General features: G+C 47.6%; 7 protein-coding genes. All 7 read left to right on the forward strand.

Annotated elements, in window-relative coordinates; genetic code table 11:
* Positions 1-15: 15 nt before the first annotated feature.
* The 7 genes from DWX43_RS02480 to ilvC all read left to right on the forward strand — a co-directional run bounded on the left by DWX43_RS02480 (position 16) and on the right by ilvC (position 14,426).
* Positions 16-7,389, forward strand: coding sequence for a non-ribosomal peptide synthetase (locus DWX43_RS02480; protein ID WP_118618602.1), 7,374 nt, complete (start codon positions 16-18; stop codon positions 7,387-7,389).
* On the forward strand, positions 7,386-9,203 hold the full coding sequence (locus DWX43_RS02485; RefSeq protein WP_118618604.1) for a histidine kinase N-terminal 7TM domain-containing protein: 1,818 nt from the start codon (positions 7,386-7,388) through the stop codon (positions 9,201-9,203). The genes DWX43_RS02480 and DWX43_RS02485 overlap by 4 nt, the downstream gene beginning before the upstream one ends.
* Before the next feature lie 5 nt (positions 9,204-9,208).
* On the forward strand, positions 9,209-10,789 hold the full coding sequence (locus tag DWX43_RS02490; RefSeq protein WP_118618606.1) for an HD domain-containing response regulator: 1,581 nt from the start codon (positions 9,209-9,211) through the stop codon (positions 10,787-10,789).
* Positions 10,767-12,398, forward strand: coding sequence for an AMP-binding protein (locus tag DWX43_RS02495; protein ID WP_118618608.1), 1,632 nt, complete (start codon positions 10,767-10,769; stop codon positions 12,396-12,398). The genes DWX43_RS02490 and DWX43_RS02495 overlap by 23 nt, the downstream gene beginning before the upstream one ends.
* Complete coding sequence (locus DWX43_RS02500) at positions 12,395-12,640, forward strand: phosphopantetheine-binding protein (RefSeq protein ID WP_243099235.1); 246 nt, start codon at positions 12,395-12,397, stop codon at positions 12,638-12,640. Before DWX43_RS02495 ends, DWX43_RS02500 begins: the two co-directional genes overlap by 4 nt.
* A 108-nt stretch (positions 12,641-12,748) precedes the next feature.
* Positions 12,749-13,249, forward strand: a complete 501-nt coding sequence (ilvN, locus tag DWX43_RS02505; RefSeq protein WP_109729232.1) for an acetolactate synthase small subunit — start codon at positions 12,749-12,751, stop codon at positions 13,247-13,249.
* Positions 13,250-13,406: 157 nt separating this feature from the next.
* Complete coding sequence (gene ilvC, locus DWX43_RS02510) at positions 13,407-14,426, forward strand: ketol-acid reductoisomerase (protein ID WP_109729233.1); 1,020 nt, start codon at positions 13,407-13,409, stop codon at positions 14,424-14,426.
* The last annotated feature ends 16 nt before the right edge of the window (positions 14,427-14,442 follow it).

The following is a 14,442-nucleotide window of genomic DNA, read 5'->3' on the forward strand; positions in this document are numbered from 1 at the left end:
ATAGGAGAAAGCAAAATGTACGGAGAAGATAAATTGTCAGATATGAACTGCCTGCCATTATCCTCCAGCCAGATGAATATCTGGAACCTGGAAATGGCACACCCGGGACTCCCCATGAACAACATATGTACAGCACTGAAAATAGAAGGGAATCTAAATCTGGAGTATCTTCAGACGTGCATGGAACTTGCGTTCCGGGCATTTCCGTCTCTTCGCACAAGAATCACAGTGAGGGACGGAAAGCCCGGACAATATATTACAGAGGAACTGCCGGGAAGGACAGCTTTATTCGATTTCACGGAAACGGATGAGGAAGGGCTTACGACCTGGTTCCATTCTGTTGCCAGAGAGCATTTTATGCTCGAGGACCATTCCCTGTGTGAGATGTTATTATTTAAGACATCTGAGAGCAGTGGCGGGATCCTTACAAGAGTACACCACATCATCGCCGATGCATGGTCTCACGCATTGGTTACCAATCATATCATTCATAATTATTTCCGGCTCCTTAGCGGTCTTAAGCCTGATCATGAGGCTGTCCCGTTTTATGAGGAGCATATCATAAATGAACAAAATTATTTACAATCCAAAGCCTTTGAGAAAGATAAAAGGTACTGGAAAGAGGCTTTGAAAAATATTTCACCGGGACTGGCAAAAGAGTACCAGTGTGCTCTCGTAAGCCCTGTCGGTTATCGTAAATCATACCGGTTATCCAATCGCCTGAACCGTCTGATTGGCAGTTTTTGTGAGAAAGAGAAGGTTTCTCCGTTTGCGGTCTTTTACATGGGTCTGGCGATTTACTTAAGGCGCATGAAAGGGCAGGAGAGATTCTGCATCGGTGTGCCGACAATCAACAGACTCAATTACAGGGAAAAGCAGGCCGGCGGGATGTTTGTCAATACACTGCCATTTGTGAATGAACTTGATATTTCGATGTCATGGAACCAGTTTAATGAAAAGCTTCAGTCTGACTGGTTTTCCTTATTGTGCCATCAAAGAATCCCGTTTGAATATATAAAAAAACTGGCTCAGGAAGGCGGCCACGAAGGAAACGAGCCTTTGTTCCACATTGTGCTGTCCTATCAGAACGGTAAGATGGACCATTTAAGGGGGGCCCGTGTTTTTCTGGAAGGCCGGTGGCTGTACAGTGGTTACCAGAGCGAAGCGCTGTGCATTCATTTAAGCAGCCGCGACGGAGAAAACCAGTTTACGGTAGATTATGATTATCTGACACAGATTTTCAGTGAACAGGAAATAGAGAAGCTCCATGAAACGCTTTCACGCATCCTAAAAGAAGCCCTCCGGGAACCGGACAAGCCGATATCCTGCCTCTCCCTGCTTGGCGAGGAGACCGAGGAGAGGGTCATCTTTGATTTTAACCAGACGGATACATGGTATGAACGTGAAAAATGTATTGCACAAAAGCTGGATGAGATGATGCAGCTGTATCCGGACCGGGCAGCCGTTATATTTGAAGGAAAAAGAATATCATATAAAGAGCTGGGAAGACAGGCGGGAATCATTTCCGAAAGAATCAGGGAGATAACAGGGGATGAACAAGGAACGGTTGCATTGCTGATGGAACGCAGTGACCGTTTGTTTGCCGCGCTTACAGGTATCATATTTTCAGGTAACAGCTGGCTTTTTATAGATACAGAGCTGCCATCCATGAGGAAAGAGGAATTGCTGGCAGACAGCCATGCGCTGTTTGTCATTACTGATGACAGTCAGGCACTGGATGGGGAAGACGCCCGAAAAGAAATGTTATGGGGGCAGGACACTGCAGTACATGTCCTGGAGTTTACCGCGCTTATTTCTGGAAAGGACAGCCCGGTTTCCACTGATCCCATTGTATTATCACAACCGGATGATCTGGCATATCTGGTTTATACATCCGGCAGCACAGGTCTTCCGAAGGCGGTAGAAGTGGAACAGCACAGTGTTGTGAATCTGGCCGCAGCCATGCAGCCACTATATCCAAAGGGCGCGGTCCTTTCGATCTGTAATGTGGGATTCGATGCCTTTCTGCTGGAAAGTGTGTCCGCACTTTTAAACGGAAAGACGATCGTTATGGCTTCCGGTCAGGAAATGAATCATCCCCGGAAGATCGGCAGGCTGATTCTGAATTACGATGCTGGGTTTATGGCGCTGACGCCGTCCAGATTATCCGCTTATATGGCAGAAGAAGAATTTAGAAAAGCACTGTCTCATCTGGAAACGATCATATGCGGAGGAGAGAGTTTTCCTCTGCAGCTTTACAGAACTCTTTCAGGCCTTACATCAGCGGTGGTATACAACCAGTATGGACCTTCCGAGGCGACAGTGGCAGTCAGCCATGCAGCAGTAAACGGCAGGGAATCCGTCAATATCGGTGCCCCCCTGCAGAACTGCAGGATCTATATACTGGATGAATATATGAACCCGCTGCCGCCCGGTTCAGCCGGTGAGATTTATATCGGAGGTGAATGTCTGGCAAGAGGGTATCATAGCCGGGAGGAACTGACAAAGGAGAGTTTCCTTGCGGACCCGTTTATAAAGGGGGCGCGGATATACCGCACCGGTGATTATGGGAAATGGTCGGAAGACGGGAGAATCTTTTATCTGGGAAGGAAAGACGACCAGGTAAAACTGCTTGGACACAGAATTGAGCTTTCCGAGATAGAATCCGTGCTCATGCTCCATCCCGGAGTCCGGACGGCGGCAGTGACGGTATCAGAAGGGATGCTGACTGCGTATTTTGCGGGAGATGAAGAACTGACAGAGGAAGCACTACTTACCTACGCCGCAAATTACCTGCCGCGGTATCTGATACCGGCTGCAGCGGTAAGGGTAGAAAAACTGCCGCTTACCACAAATGGAAAAGTCGATTTCAGACTGCTGGAAAAACCGGTTATTACAAATGAGCAGGTACATCCTGCCGATGAAGTGGAAGAAGTCCTTCTCGATATCTGGAAACGGGTACTTAAGCGGGAAGAACTGGGAGTACAATCGGATTACTTCCGGTCAGGCGGCGATTCCCTGAATGCGGTGCTGATGCTTCTGGAGGTAGAAAAAGAATTTTCAAGGAGTATATCGGTTACAGAATTATATGGTTGTTCCACACTGAGAAGACTCGGCAACCTGATCCGGGGGAAGGCGGTTGAAAGTGGGAATCGGAAAGCAGGCATAAAGAAGGCTCAAGAACAGGCATTTTATCCGTTGACGCCTTCTCAGGAAAGTTTTTATGTTCTCCAGCAGCTGGATGAGACAAAGATCAGCTATAATATGCCGATGGCCTTCCGACTTGGTACATGGCTGGATTTCCCGAGACTGGAACAGGCTTTCCGCAAAATGGCAGAACAGGATCCGGTACTTAGGACTGTTTTTATGATTGAAAGCGGACAGGTGACGGCCAGAGTGCTCCCCCAGAGTGACTTCCGGATGGAATGGATGGAAGCGGCCGGATTTGAAGAGGCCATGCATCATTTTGTGCGCCCGTTTGACCTGGAGAAGGGACCTTTGTTCCGGGCGGCAATGGTTAAGCTCCCGGAAAATGAGCCGGGGCTTCTTCTGGATATGCATCACATTATCTCTGACGGAATCAGCATGCAGATTCTGCTTCACAGGCTCGACCTGTACTACCGGGGCGGCGAAGTAAAAGTACCGGAACTTACATATGCCGATTATGCATGGTGGGTGAAGGAAAATTCCGGTCAGGGGAGGGATTCCGGCAGGAAATTCTGGATGGAACAGATGAGGAACTCCCTGCCGGAGAAAACACTTCCCCTTGACCGGCCAAGACCGCCAGTGTTTGACGGAAAGGGGGCGGAGCACTGCTTTGTTCTTTCGGAAGCCTTAAGCGGCAGCATAAAAGAATTCTGCGAGGAGCATGAGGTGACACCGTTCATTCTTCTTTTGTCAGTTTACGGCCTTCTGGTCAGCCGGTATTCAGGATCAGAAAAGGTAGTGGCCGGAACCCCTGTTTCCGGGCGGCATGAACAGAACATGGAGGAAATGACAGGTGTTTTTGTACATACACTTCCTGTGTTCATCCATGCGGACCCGGAGCTGACTTTTGAAACGTATCTGCATAATGTCCGTCATACAGTGTCCGGAATGCTGGATCATCAGGAAATTTCGATGGAAGAGCTGACCGGGCTTTCCGGTGCAGAGAGATCAAGAGATAGAAATACACTGTTTGACATTCTGTTTACCATGACTCCTTTGCAGAAGGAGGATGTTACTATTGGGGGTGCAGACCTTATTTACATGCCTTATGATACACATGCAGTCAAGATGGACCTGAATCTGGAAGTGACTTACATGAAGGGCGGGTACCGTTTCCGTTTCGAGTATGCGAAGAGCCTGTTCGACGAGGTAACCATTGCTTTTTATGGAAGATGCTGTGTGCAGGGACTTAAAGAGGTGCTGAAACATCCTGAAAAGAGGCTGGGCGTCATAGAGATGCTGGATGCGGCGGACAGAATCCGCCTTCTGGAGCAGCCGAGGAGAATCCGCACGCCCTATGATGCGGCACCCGTGGACTGCCTGTTGGACGAAACAGCCGCAGCCAACCCGGATAGAATAGCGGTACAGTGGGGCGATGGGCAGTTTGACACGTTCGGAACATTAAAGGAAAAAAGCGATCTACTTGCCACTGTTTTGGAAAACAAAGGGATTACAGCAGGGGACAAGGTCGCCTTCCTGACGAAACGGACGGGGCTGATGCCAGTCCTTATGTTCGGCATTTTGAAAGCCGGGGCAGCCTATGTGCCGGTAGACCCGTCTTTTCCGAAAGAGCGGATCAGGTACATGCTTGAGCAGGCGGGGGTCCGGATGGCCGTTTACGGGCAGGAGGAACTCGTTCTGGACGGGATGCCTTGTGAGGCACTGGTCTGGGATGAGGAGGAGCTGCTCCGTTTAAAGGGAGATTCAGTGTTTCACAGGAAGCACCAGTCATCCGATGCGGCAAATGTGATCTTTACATCCGGTACAACAGGAAAGCCGAAGGGGGTTGTCATGCTTCACAGGGCGCTGTCGAATCTGTCAGCGCATCTGGAACCACTGCTTGGTACGTGGGATGAAAAAATCCTCTGTGCATCCAACTGTGTATTTGACGTGTTTACAACAGAAACAATTCTGGCGCTGGGGAAGGGGTATCCGGTCAGTATTGCGGATGAAGAAGAAATGCTGCTCCCGTGGAAGATGGCAGAGCGGATCAGGAGGGACCGGGTAACGATCCTCCAGCTGACTCCGTCCAGACTGCAGATGTGTCTGGGTGATGAAAGCTTTTGTGCGAGTCTGAGCGGCATACACAGGATTATCCTTCTCGGTGAGCCGTGGGGGATGGAGCTTAAAAGGAGGCTGAAGGACCTCACAGATGCCAGAATCTTCAATATCTACGGCCCGACGGAAACGTCTGTCCATAACTGCCAGGGAGATATTACGGATGAGGACAGCATCCATATAGGAAAGCCTATCGGAAACTGCCGCTACTACCTGCTGGATGAAAAAGGAAAGCCGCTGCCGCCGACTGCGGTGGGGGAAATATATATAGCCGGGGAATGCCTGTCAGCCGGTTATATTGGCCAGCCGGAACTGACAGAGGAGGTATTTGTGCCGGACTGTTACTCAAAAGAAGAGAAGATGTACCGCACCGGAGATCTCGGCAGACTCAGGGCGGATGGAAACTGGCAGTGTCTGGGGCGTGTTGACACACAACTGAAGCTGAATGGACACAGAATTGAACCCCTGGAAATTGCAGAAGTTATGCAGCAGTCAGGGATGGTGAAAGAGGCTGCAGTTGTTCCCGTGCTAAGGGACGGGATTCCAGAGTATTTAAGAGGTGCTGCGGTAGCGGCCCCCGGTTATCAGGAAGGGGCACTTAGAGAATTTCTGTTAGAAAGACTCCCAGATTATATGATTCCTTCTGAAATCCTGACATTTACAGAAATGCCGAGAACGGCAAGCGGTAAAACGGATTTGAAGAAACTTGCACTGCCGGATATAAAATCTGTTGCAGAAGCAGGAGAAAGAGAAATGAGTGAAATCGCTGTATTGTGGCGGGAAGTGCTCGGAAAAGACCCCGACCCGGAAGTTTCTTTTTTTGAGCAGGGAGGAACATCTCTTATGGCTATCCTGATTCTGAACAGGTATCATCAGAAACAGTACGATTTCAGCATCAATGATTTTTATCATTATCCGACACTTGATGCTCAGGAAAAGCTTTTATCTGGCAAAAAGTGGGATGGGGAGCAGAAAACGGCACAGGAGCAGACAGTGACGCCGGAAATTCCACGTAAATCAGCGGGGGTGGATGAATGTATCTGTTCACTGGGAGCCATACTCCTGACCGGTGCATCCGGATATCTGGGAAGTTATATTCTAAAAAAACTGCTGGAGTATGGTGGTGAGAAAGTATACTGCCTGGTCAGAGGGAACGGGGAACGGTTGAAAGAGGTTCTGGATACATATTTTGATTCCGGTTTTTATGAGAAGTACGCGGGGCGCATTGAAATTGCCACTGGTGACATAACAAAGGAAGGGTTCGGGCTGCCACCGGATATCTATGACAAAATGGTACAGGAAGTGACACGCGTATTCCACTGTGCGGCGGATGTCAGACACTATGCGCCGCCGGAGGAGCTGAACCGTACAAATATAGATGGGACCGCGGAGGTACTGCATTTTGTGAAAAAGGCAGGTGCGGCAATGATGCACATGTCGACTGTCAGTGTGGCCGGAAACAGGCTTCTGGAGGAACCGGGCCGGACATATACCTTTCATGAAGAAGATCTGGATGCCGGGCAGAACTGGCAGGATAATCCTTATGTCAAGAGCAAACTCCTTGCAGAAAAGCTGGTAGATGATGCCGTGAAAGAAGGAGCGCATGCAAGAATATTCAGGATCGGAAGGCTGGCGGCTAATTCTTATAATGGAAAATTCCAGAAGAACCCACAGTCAAATGCATATTACCGGCTGATCAAAGGCATTCTGGAACTGGGAATGATGCCGGAGGCCCTCTATCATCAGCCGATCGAGCTGACACCTGTCAATCAGGCCGCGGAGGCCGTGGTCAGATTAAGTGGTTCAACAGGCGGAACATACCACATATACTGCCCGTACGAGACTGAGATCGGACCGCTTGCCAAAGCCTGTGCACCAATAGAGCGAGTGTCTGCCGATGACTTTGAGCATATGCTTGAGAAACGTATGACAGAGTCTGATTCACCATATATACAGGCACTGGCACAGGTGTGGTATGAAGGAAAAACAGACGGGAGTATGGTGCAGCTTCGTCAGGACAAGACACTAAAAAAATTGGCGGAACTGGATTTCTGGTGGCAGAAACCAGATATTGATAAACAAAAGATGTGTTTTTTACAGGAAGGAAGTGAGGGAAAGGTATGACAATTGTCGGCCACATATTGGATGTATCTGCTGCGGTTCTTGCATTTTTTATAGTCAGCTGCTTTTTGAAGGGCAGACTCAGTGCAGTGCAGAAATTGTACCTGTCTTCGGCGGCCTTCCTGCTCGTCTGGCTGGTGGCGATCATTGGTATGGAGCATACGAAAAAGGTGGGCATCTGGCAGGTGCTGGATGCCATTACATGTGCATGTTCTGCACTGCTTATTATGACAATACTGATGATCTCGCTTATTTTTACAAAAAATCTTGTGAAAGTACCGCGGAATTACTGGCTGCTGTATCTGCTGCCGGCCCTGTCATCCCTGATTGTATTTACAAATCCGCTGCACCACCTGTTCTATCGCAGGTTTTCCATCTATGCCTCTGAGGTGCGTTTTGGACCTCTGTTTATTATTTCAGGGCTGCAGTATTATATTTATTCCCTGTTTGTCCTTATAATCATGATACGTTTCGGTTTAAAAAGCCGTGTGAGGAGGGTGTGGGGGCAGGTTGGCCTGTTTATCGGCGGGCTTCTGGTTCCGCTTTTCACCAACTTGCTGGCAACACTGAAGGTGGTGAATCTGCCAATATCGGCAACACCGCTTGCCTTTCTGGTCACGATTATATGCCACGGGATCGCGGTCTATTATTTTAATTTCCTTAATATCAAGCCGGCGGCGCTGGAAAATATGGTGGACAATATTTCGGAAGGATATGCAATCCTGTCTGCGGACAGCTGCATCATTTACAGCAATACGGCTTTTGAGGAGATATTCGGGGATAAGTACCATATGAGGATTAACAGCTACCTGAACAGGATTGTGGAAGAACTGGAGGACCGGAAAAAGGATGTCATCTATAATCTGCTCAATTTTTTTGATGTATGTAAGCAGTCGGTTAATATTATATCTTATGAGCAGGCCATCCTCTGTGAGGAAGGAAAATTTTATTATTCTGTAGAACTAACCCCGATTCTGGTCAAACACAGGCTGGCAGGGGTACTGGCCATGTTCAGGGACGTGACAAAATTAAAGGAAGAGATGCGCAGGAAACAGCAGAACCTGAGCCGGGCAATGGAGCGGGAACGGCTGATCTCCCTCGGCCAGATGATCGGAAGTATTTCACATAACCTGAAGACTCCTATTATGGCCGTGTCTGGTGATGTGGCGCTTCTGGAAGATCTGGTAAGAGAATATAAGGATAGTATCGGAGATCAGGATGTGACCGTAGAGGACCATAAGGAGATTGCGGATGAAATGTCCGGCTGGCTTCAAAGAATCAAAGAATGCTGTGCTTATATGTCCGATATTATTACTACGGTAAAAGGAATGGCAGCAAATCTGAGCACGTCTTCGGAAGGTGAATTTACCATTGACGAGCTGATAAAGAGAGTCCAGATGTTTTTAAAGGGAAAACTGGGAAAGAACGGCTGCCGGCTCATCGTTTCGAACGAGCTGCCCGAGGGGAATGTAATACACGGGGATATCAATAATATGGTCCAGGTAATTAATAACCTGATTGATAATGCCTGTGATGCGATGGAAGGAAGAGGCGGGGAAATAAAGCTGAGAGCCTTTCGGACAGAACACAGCATCTGTATGATGGTAAGGGACCAGGGGTGCGGTATTCCGAATGATGTGAAGGAGAAACTTTTCCGATCCATGTATACGACAAAAGGAACGAAGGGTACGGGACTGGGACTGTACAGCTCGGCGGAAATCATCCGGGCAAGATTTGGAGGAAAAATATGGGTTGAGGACAATGAGGACGGCGGGGCAAGCTTTTTTGTCGAGCTTCCTGATGAGGAGAGAGGATAGGAAACATGCGTAAGAATAGAGCTGGAAAAGAAAAAAATGGATTTAAAATGTTTATTCTTGATGATGACAGGAATATCCTGGAGGCTTTGGGGGCTAATTTCCGGACAAAGGGCTATGAGGTGGTGACACAGGAGAACCCACTGGAAGCGCTGAGGCAGATGGAAGAAGAGCATTATGATATTCTAATTCTGGATTTTATTATGACACCGGTCTGTGGGGACGAAGTGGTGGCGAGGCTCAGGAAATTCGATCAGAGAATCTATGTGATCATGCTGACGGGCCACAAGGAACTGGCACCGCCCCTTAATACGATCCGGGAGTTGGAAATTCAGGGATATTGTGAAAAAAGCAGCAGGTATGACCAGTTGGAACTGCTTGTGGAAAGCTGTGTAAAATGTATCCGCCATATTAATACCATTTACCGCTACCAGGATGGATTGTCCAGCATTCTGACAGCAATCCCGCATCTGCACCAGATGCTCCCGGTGGATGAACTGTGCAGACAGGTCCTGACTGAATTAAAGGAACTGACAAGATCTCAGGACTGCTTTGTATGGGTGAAACCGGACAGCATACTGACTGATATTGATACAGCTGAGCTGCCTGCGGATATTTACCGGGGGGCCGGAAAATATGAGATGTCTTTTTTCGAATTTGAAAGAGAAAATTATCCTGAAGTGGTGGGGGTAATCAGACAGAGTCTGAATGAACGCAGAATTATTTTTCAGGATGAAAAACATGTACTGCTGGTACCGCTTCTTGGAAAAAATGAGATGATACTTGGTGTGCTCGGGGCGGAGATGGAAGAACGTCCTGATATCACGATGGAGGCTCTGCTTTCGGTTTATGCGGAACAGGTTACAACTGCGCTTCACAATGCACTGTTGAAAATCCTGCTGAACGCAAATAATGTCAGACTTTCGAGCATGAATAAAAGACTGCGGGACAGTTTTATGCAGACAGTAGAGGCGCTGCGTCTTCTGGTGGATGCGAAGGATCTGTATACGAGGGGGCATTCCGACAGAGTATCATTTTACGGGGTGGAACTTGCAAAGAAAGTATCTGACGACAAAGTGTTTATTAACAGAGTCCGTATCGCCGGGCTTTTGCATGATGTCGGGAAGATTGGAGTATCTGATGCTATTTTAAGCAAACCGGACCGGCTGACGGAAAACGAATTTACGGAAATAAAGAAGCATCCGGGAATCGGGGCAAATATTCTGGCCTGCATGGACATGTTTAATGCAATCGGTGATATCGTTTGTGCCCACCACGAGCGTTTCGACGGGACCGGTTATCCGAAAAAGCGGATGGGGGAAGGAATTCCGAAGGAGGCAAGGATCATATCGATTGCAGATGCCTTTGATGCAATGATGTCAGACAGGCATTACAGAAAGAGGCTTTCTTTTGATCAGGCGGTGGTACAGCTCAGGACAGGGAAAGGCAGTCAGTTTGACCCATGCCTTGTGGATGCATTTTTAGAAGTGTTGGAAGATTACGATACGATATGTGGGGAACTGCAGTGGACTTATGAAGAAAATAACAAAGGGAGATATGCGGATTATGGAACAGAAGACATTATATAGAGATGTAAAAGTATATGAAACCCTTCCGGAATGTCTGTTGGAGGTAAAGGACCTCTATACAGAAAAGAAAGCTATTACTATGTTCGGGAGAGACCGGGAAGAGCTGAGCGTTACATACGGGGAATTCGCTAAAGACGTGCAGGGCGCCGCATATATGATGGCACAGAGAAAAATGGCCGGAAAGCATATCGGGATTGTAGGGGAAAACTCCTATGAATGGATCGTTGCATTCTGTGCTGCCGGCTGCATCGGTTCCGTTGGAGTTCCGATTGATGTTGAGCAGCCGGAGAATGAAATTGTAAATCTGGCTGATTTTGCAGACGCTTCCTTTGTTATTGCCCAGAAGGAGTTCCTGCCGGCATTCGATGGCTGGAAGAATGGATTCGCCATTCCGATGGAGAGTGATTTCGTGCAGATGATCCGGGAAGGTCGTGCCGCTGTATCGGCGGCAGGAATCCGGGATTTTAGCTTTGGGAAAAAGGTGGAGAAAGAGACGCCGCTTGCGATCGTCTACACATCGGGTACGACGAGTGTGTCCAAAGCGGTAGTCTTAAGCCATTACAACATGATGTATGATGCCTGCTGCTGTCAGGCTTCCGTAAAGCTGGAAGACCGGATGTTCAACCCGCTCCCGCTTTACCATACCTATTCGCTGGGCTGTGGCATACTGAACATACTTGCCCACGGCCAGAATATCTGTATCAACGGCAATCTGAAGACTTTGTTCCGCGATATTAAGTTATATAGCCCGGAAATTATCATGGCAGTGCCGCTTGTTCTGGAAAACCTCTTAAAAGAGATACACCGTGTGCAGGAAAAACTGGGGATCCGGGAACAGACAGAACAGGCCGTGGAAAGGTTCCGTAAGAGTGTATTTCTGAAAAAACCGGTCCTTGTAAACGGGATGAAAGAAATCATGGGGGATTCTCTCAAAACAATCTGTTGCGGAGGCGCGCATTTGAACGAAAAGATAGCGGAGGAATACACAGCCTATGGCATCGACCTGCTTCAGGGATACGGGATTACAGAGTGCAGTCCGCTGATCAGCAATAGTATACGCGGACAAAACAGAATCAACTCTGTAGGACTTCTGCTTCCGGGAATCGAAATGAAGATTGCAGACGGGGAGATTCTTGTGAAAGGCCCCTGCGTGTTTAAAGAATACTATAAAAATCCCGGAATTACGGAGGAGAGTTTTACGGACGGCTGGTTCCATACCGGAGATATCGGCTATCTGGACAGGAAAGGATTCCTGTTCATCTGCGGAAGAAAAAAGAATCTGATCGTGTTTAACAACGGAAAAAAAGTCGTGCCTGAGGAACTGGAAGCCTATATCCACCAGATTCCTCTTGTAAAGGAAGTCATGGTATATGGAGAAAGTACGGGAAATGCGCCAGACGAAGTGAGACTGTCCGCACTGATCTGTGTAGATATGAGTAAAACGGATGAGACGGACAACTACAAAATTTTGGAAAATATTCAGGAGGAGATTACAAGACTGAACAGCAGACTGCCTGTCTACAAAAGGATCCAGTCTGTGAAACTCTCAGAGTCAGAGTTTCAGAAAACGTCTATGCAGAAAATCCAGAGAAGGAAGGTGAGCCTATGACAGAGGAGGAAATGCTGCACATCGTAGAAGAAATTGTAGATGAGGTGACAGGCGTACAGCACCTGACGATGGATACAGAGTTTGTGAAGGACCTGGCGCTGAATTCAATGGATGTAGCAAACCTTGTATGTGCATTTGAAGAAAAATTTCAGGCGGAGATACCGATGAAGGATGTCCGCAACCTTATGGTAGTGAGAGATGTTATTCAGTATATGAAGAAATGGGAAGCAGATAAAAAATAAGAAATTCTGAAAAGCTCTTGACAAAGAAAATGGAACTTGATATGATTAAAAAACAGAACGCACTCTGTTTTTGCATTTCTGAAGTTGTTTAAGAAAGTAGGGAAGCATATGAGAAGACAGGTTTATTCATTGCTGGTTGATAACAATCCAGGTGTACTGAGCCGGATTGCGGGTCTTTTCAGCAGAAGAGGCTACAGCATTGACAGTATCACTGCAGGCATGACTGCAGATCCAAGATTTACAAGAATCACTGTAGTGGCAAGCGGAGATGAGCTGATCCTTTCCCAGATTGAGAAGCAGGTCCGCAAGCTGGAGGATGTCATTGAAATCAAAGTCCTCAAAGACGGGGAATCCGTTTACCGGGAGCTGATTATGGTGAAGATCCGTGCCAACGCTGCACAGCGTCCGGAAGTAATCTCTATCGCAGATATCTTCAGGGCCAAGATTGTAGATGTCGAGAAGGAGTCCATGATCATCGAACTGACAGGGAACCAGTCCAAGCTGGAAGCATTTTTGAATCTTCTGGACGGATATGAGATTCTGGAACTGGCAAGAACAGGAATCACCGGTCTGGCGAGAGGCATCAAGGACGTCACATTCATCGACTGAGTATGGCCGGTACCGTGGAAAAGTGCAGGTAAGACTACCGGAAGCTAGAGGCAGAGCGCCTTTAACTCATAAATCTATTGGGCAGGGGATGTTCAATACAAAGTAATGTATCATCAGACAAAAGCTCTGATGAAAAAGAATTAGGAGGAAGATTAAAATGGCAGCAAAAATTTATTATCAGGAAGATTGTAACCTTTCCATGTTAGAAGGCAAGACAATCGCAGTTATTGGTTACGGAAGCCAGGGACACGCACATGCTTTGAACTTAAAAGAATCAGGATGCAGCGTTATCATCGGTCTTTATGAGGGCAGCAAGTCATGGAAGAAAGCAGAAGAACAGGGATTCGAGGTATTTACGGCAGCAGAGGCTGCTAAGAAAGCAGATATCATCATGATTCTGATCAACGATGAGAAACAGGCTGCAATGTACAAAAAAGACATTGAGCCAAATCTGGAAGAAGGTAATATGCTGATGTTCGCACACGGCTTTGCAATCCACTTCGGACAGATCGTACCGCCTCCGTATGTAGACGTTACTATGATCGCGCCTAAGGGACCGGGACACACTGTAAGAAGTGAGTACCAGGCAGGAAAGGGTGTTCCTTGTCTTGTAGCTGTACAGCAGGATGCATCAGGAAAGGCTCTTGATAAGGCACTGGCATATGCACTCGGAATCGGTGGGGCAAGAGCAGGTGTATTAGAGACAACATTCAGAACAGAGACAGAGACAGACCTTTTCGGAGAGCAGGCAGTTCTTTGCGGTGGTGTATGTGCACTGATGCAGGCAGGATTCGAGACTCTGGTAGAAGCAGGATATGATCCGAGAAATGCTTACTTTGAATGTATCCATGAGATGAAGCTGATTGTTGACCTGATCTATCAGTCAGGATTCTCAGGAATGAGATATTCTATCTCTAACACAGCTGAGTATGGTGATTACATAACAGGACCTAAGATCATTACAGACGAGACTAAGAAGAACATGAAGAAGATCTTAAGCGACATTCAGGACGGTACATTTGCAAAAGACTTCCTGCTTGATATGTCAGAAGCAGGCGGCCAGGCTCACTTCAGAGCGATGAGAAAGCTTGCAGCTGAGCATCCGGCGGAGAAAGTCGGCGAGGAAGTAAGAAAGCTTTACAGCTGGAGTGATGAAGATAAGCTGATCAATAACTAATCTTTTCAGGAATGAC

The sequence above is a fragment of the Clostridium sp. AF19-22AC genome, assembly GCF_003479085.1.
GTDB classification, from domain to species: Bacteria; Bacillota; Clostridia; order Lachnospirales; family Lachnospiraceae; genus Faecalicatena_A; species Faecalicatena_A orotica.

Excerpts from the sequence above, each read along its gene's own strand:
- DWX43_RS02480 (WP_118618602.1), top strand. The coding sequence starts at position 16 with ATGTACGGAGAAGATAAATTGTCAGATATGAACTGCCTGCCATTATCC.
- DWX43_RS02485 (WP_118618604.1), top strand. The coding sequence starts at position 7,386 with ATGACAATTGTCGGCCACATATTGGATGTATCTGCTGCGGTTCTTGCA.
- DWX43_RS02490 (WP_118618606.1), top strand. The coding sequence starts at position 9,209 with ATGCGTAAGAATAGAGCTGGAAAAGAAAAAAATGGATTTAAAATGTTT.
- DWX43_RS02495 (WP_118618608.1), top strand. The coding sequence starts at position 10,767 with ATGGAACAGAAGACATTATATAGAGATGTAAAAGTATATGAAACCCTT.
- DWX43_RS02500 (WP_243099235.1), top strand. The coding sequence starts at position 12,395 with ATGACAGAGGAGGAAATGCTGCACATCGTAGAAGAAATTGTAGATGAG.
- ilvN (WP_109729232.1), top strand. The coding sequence starts at position 12,749 with ATGAGAAGACAGGTTTATTCATTGCTGGTTGATAACAATCCAGGTGTA.
- ilvC (WP_109729233.1), top strand. The coding sequence starts at position 13,407 with ATGGCAGCAAAAATTTATTATCAGGAAGATTGTAACCTTTCCATGTTA.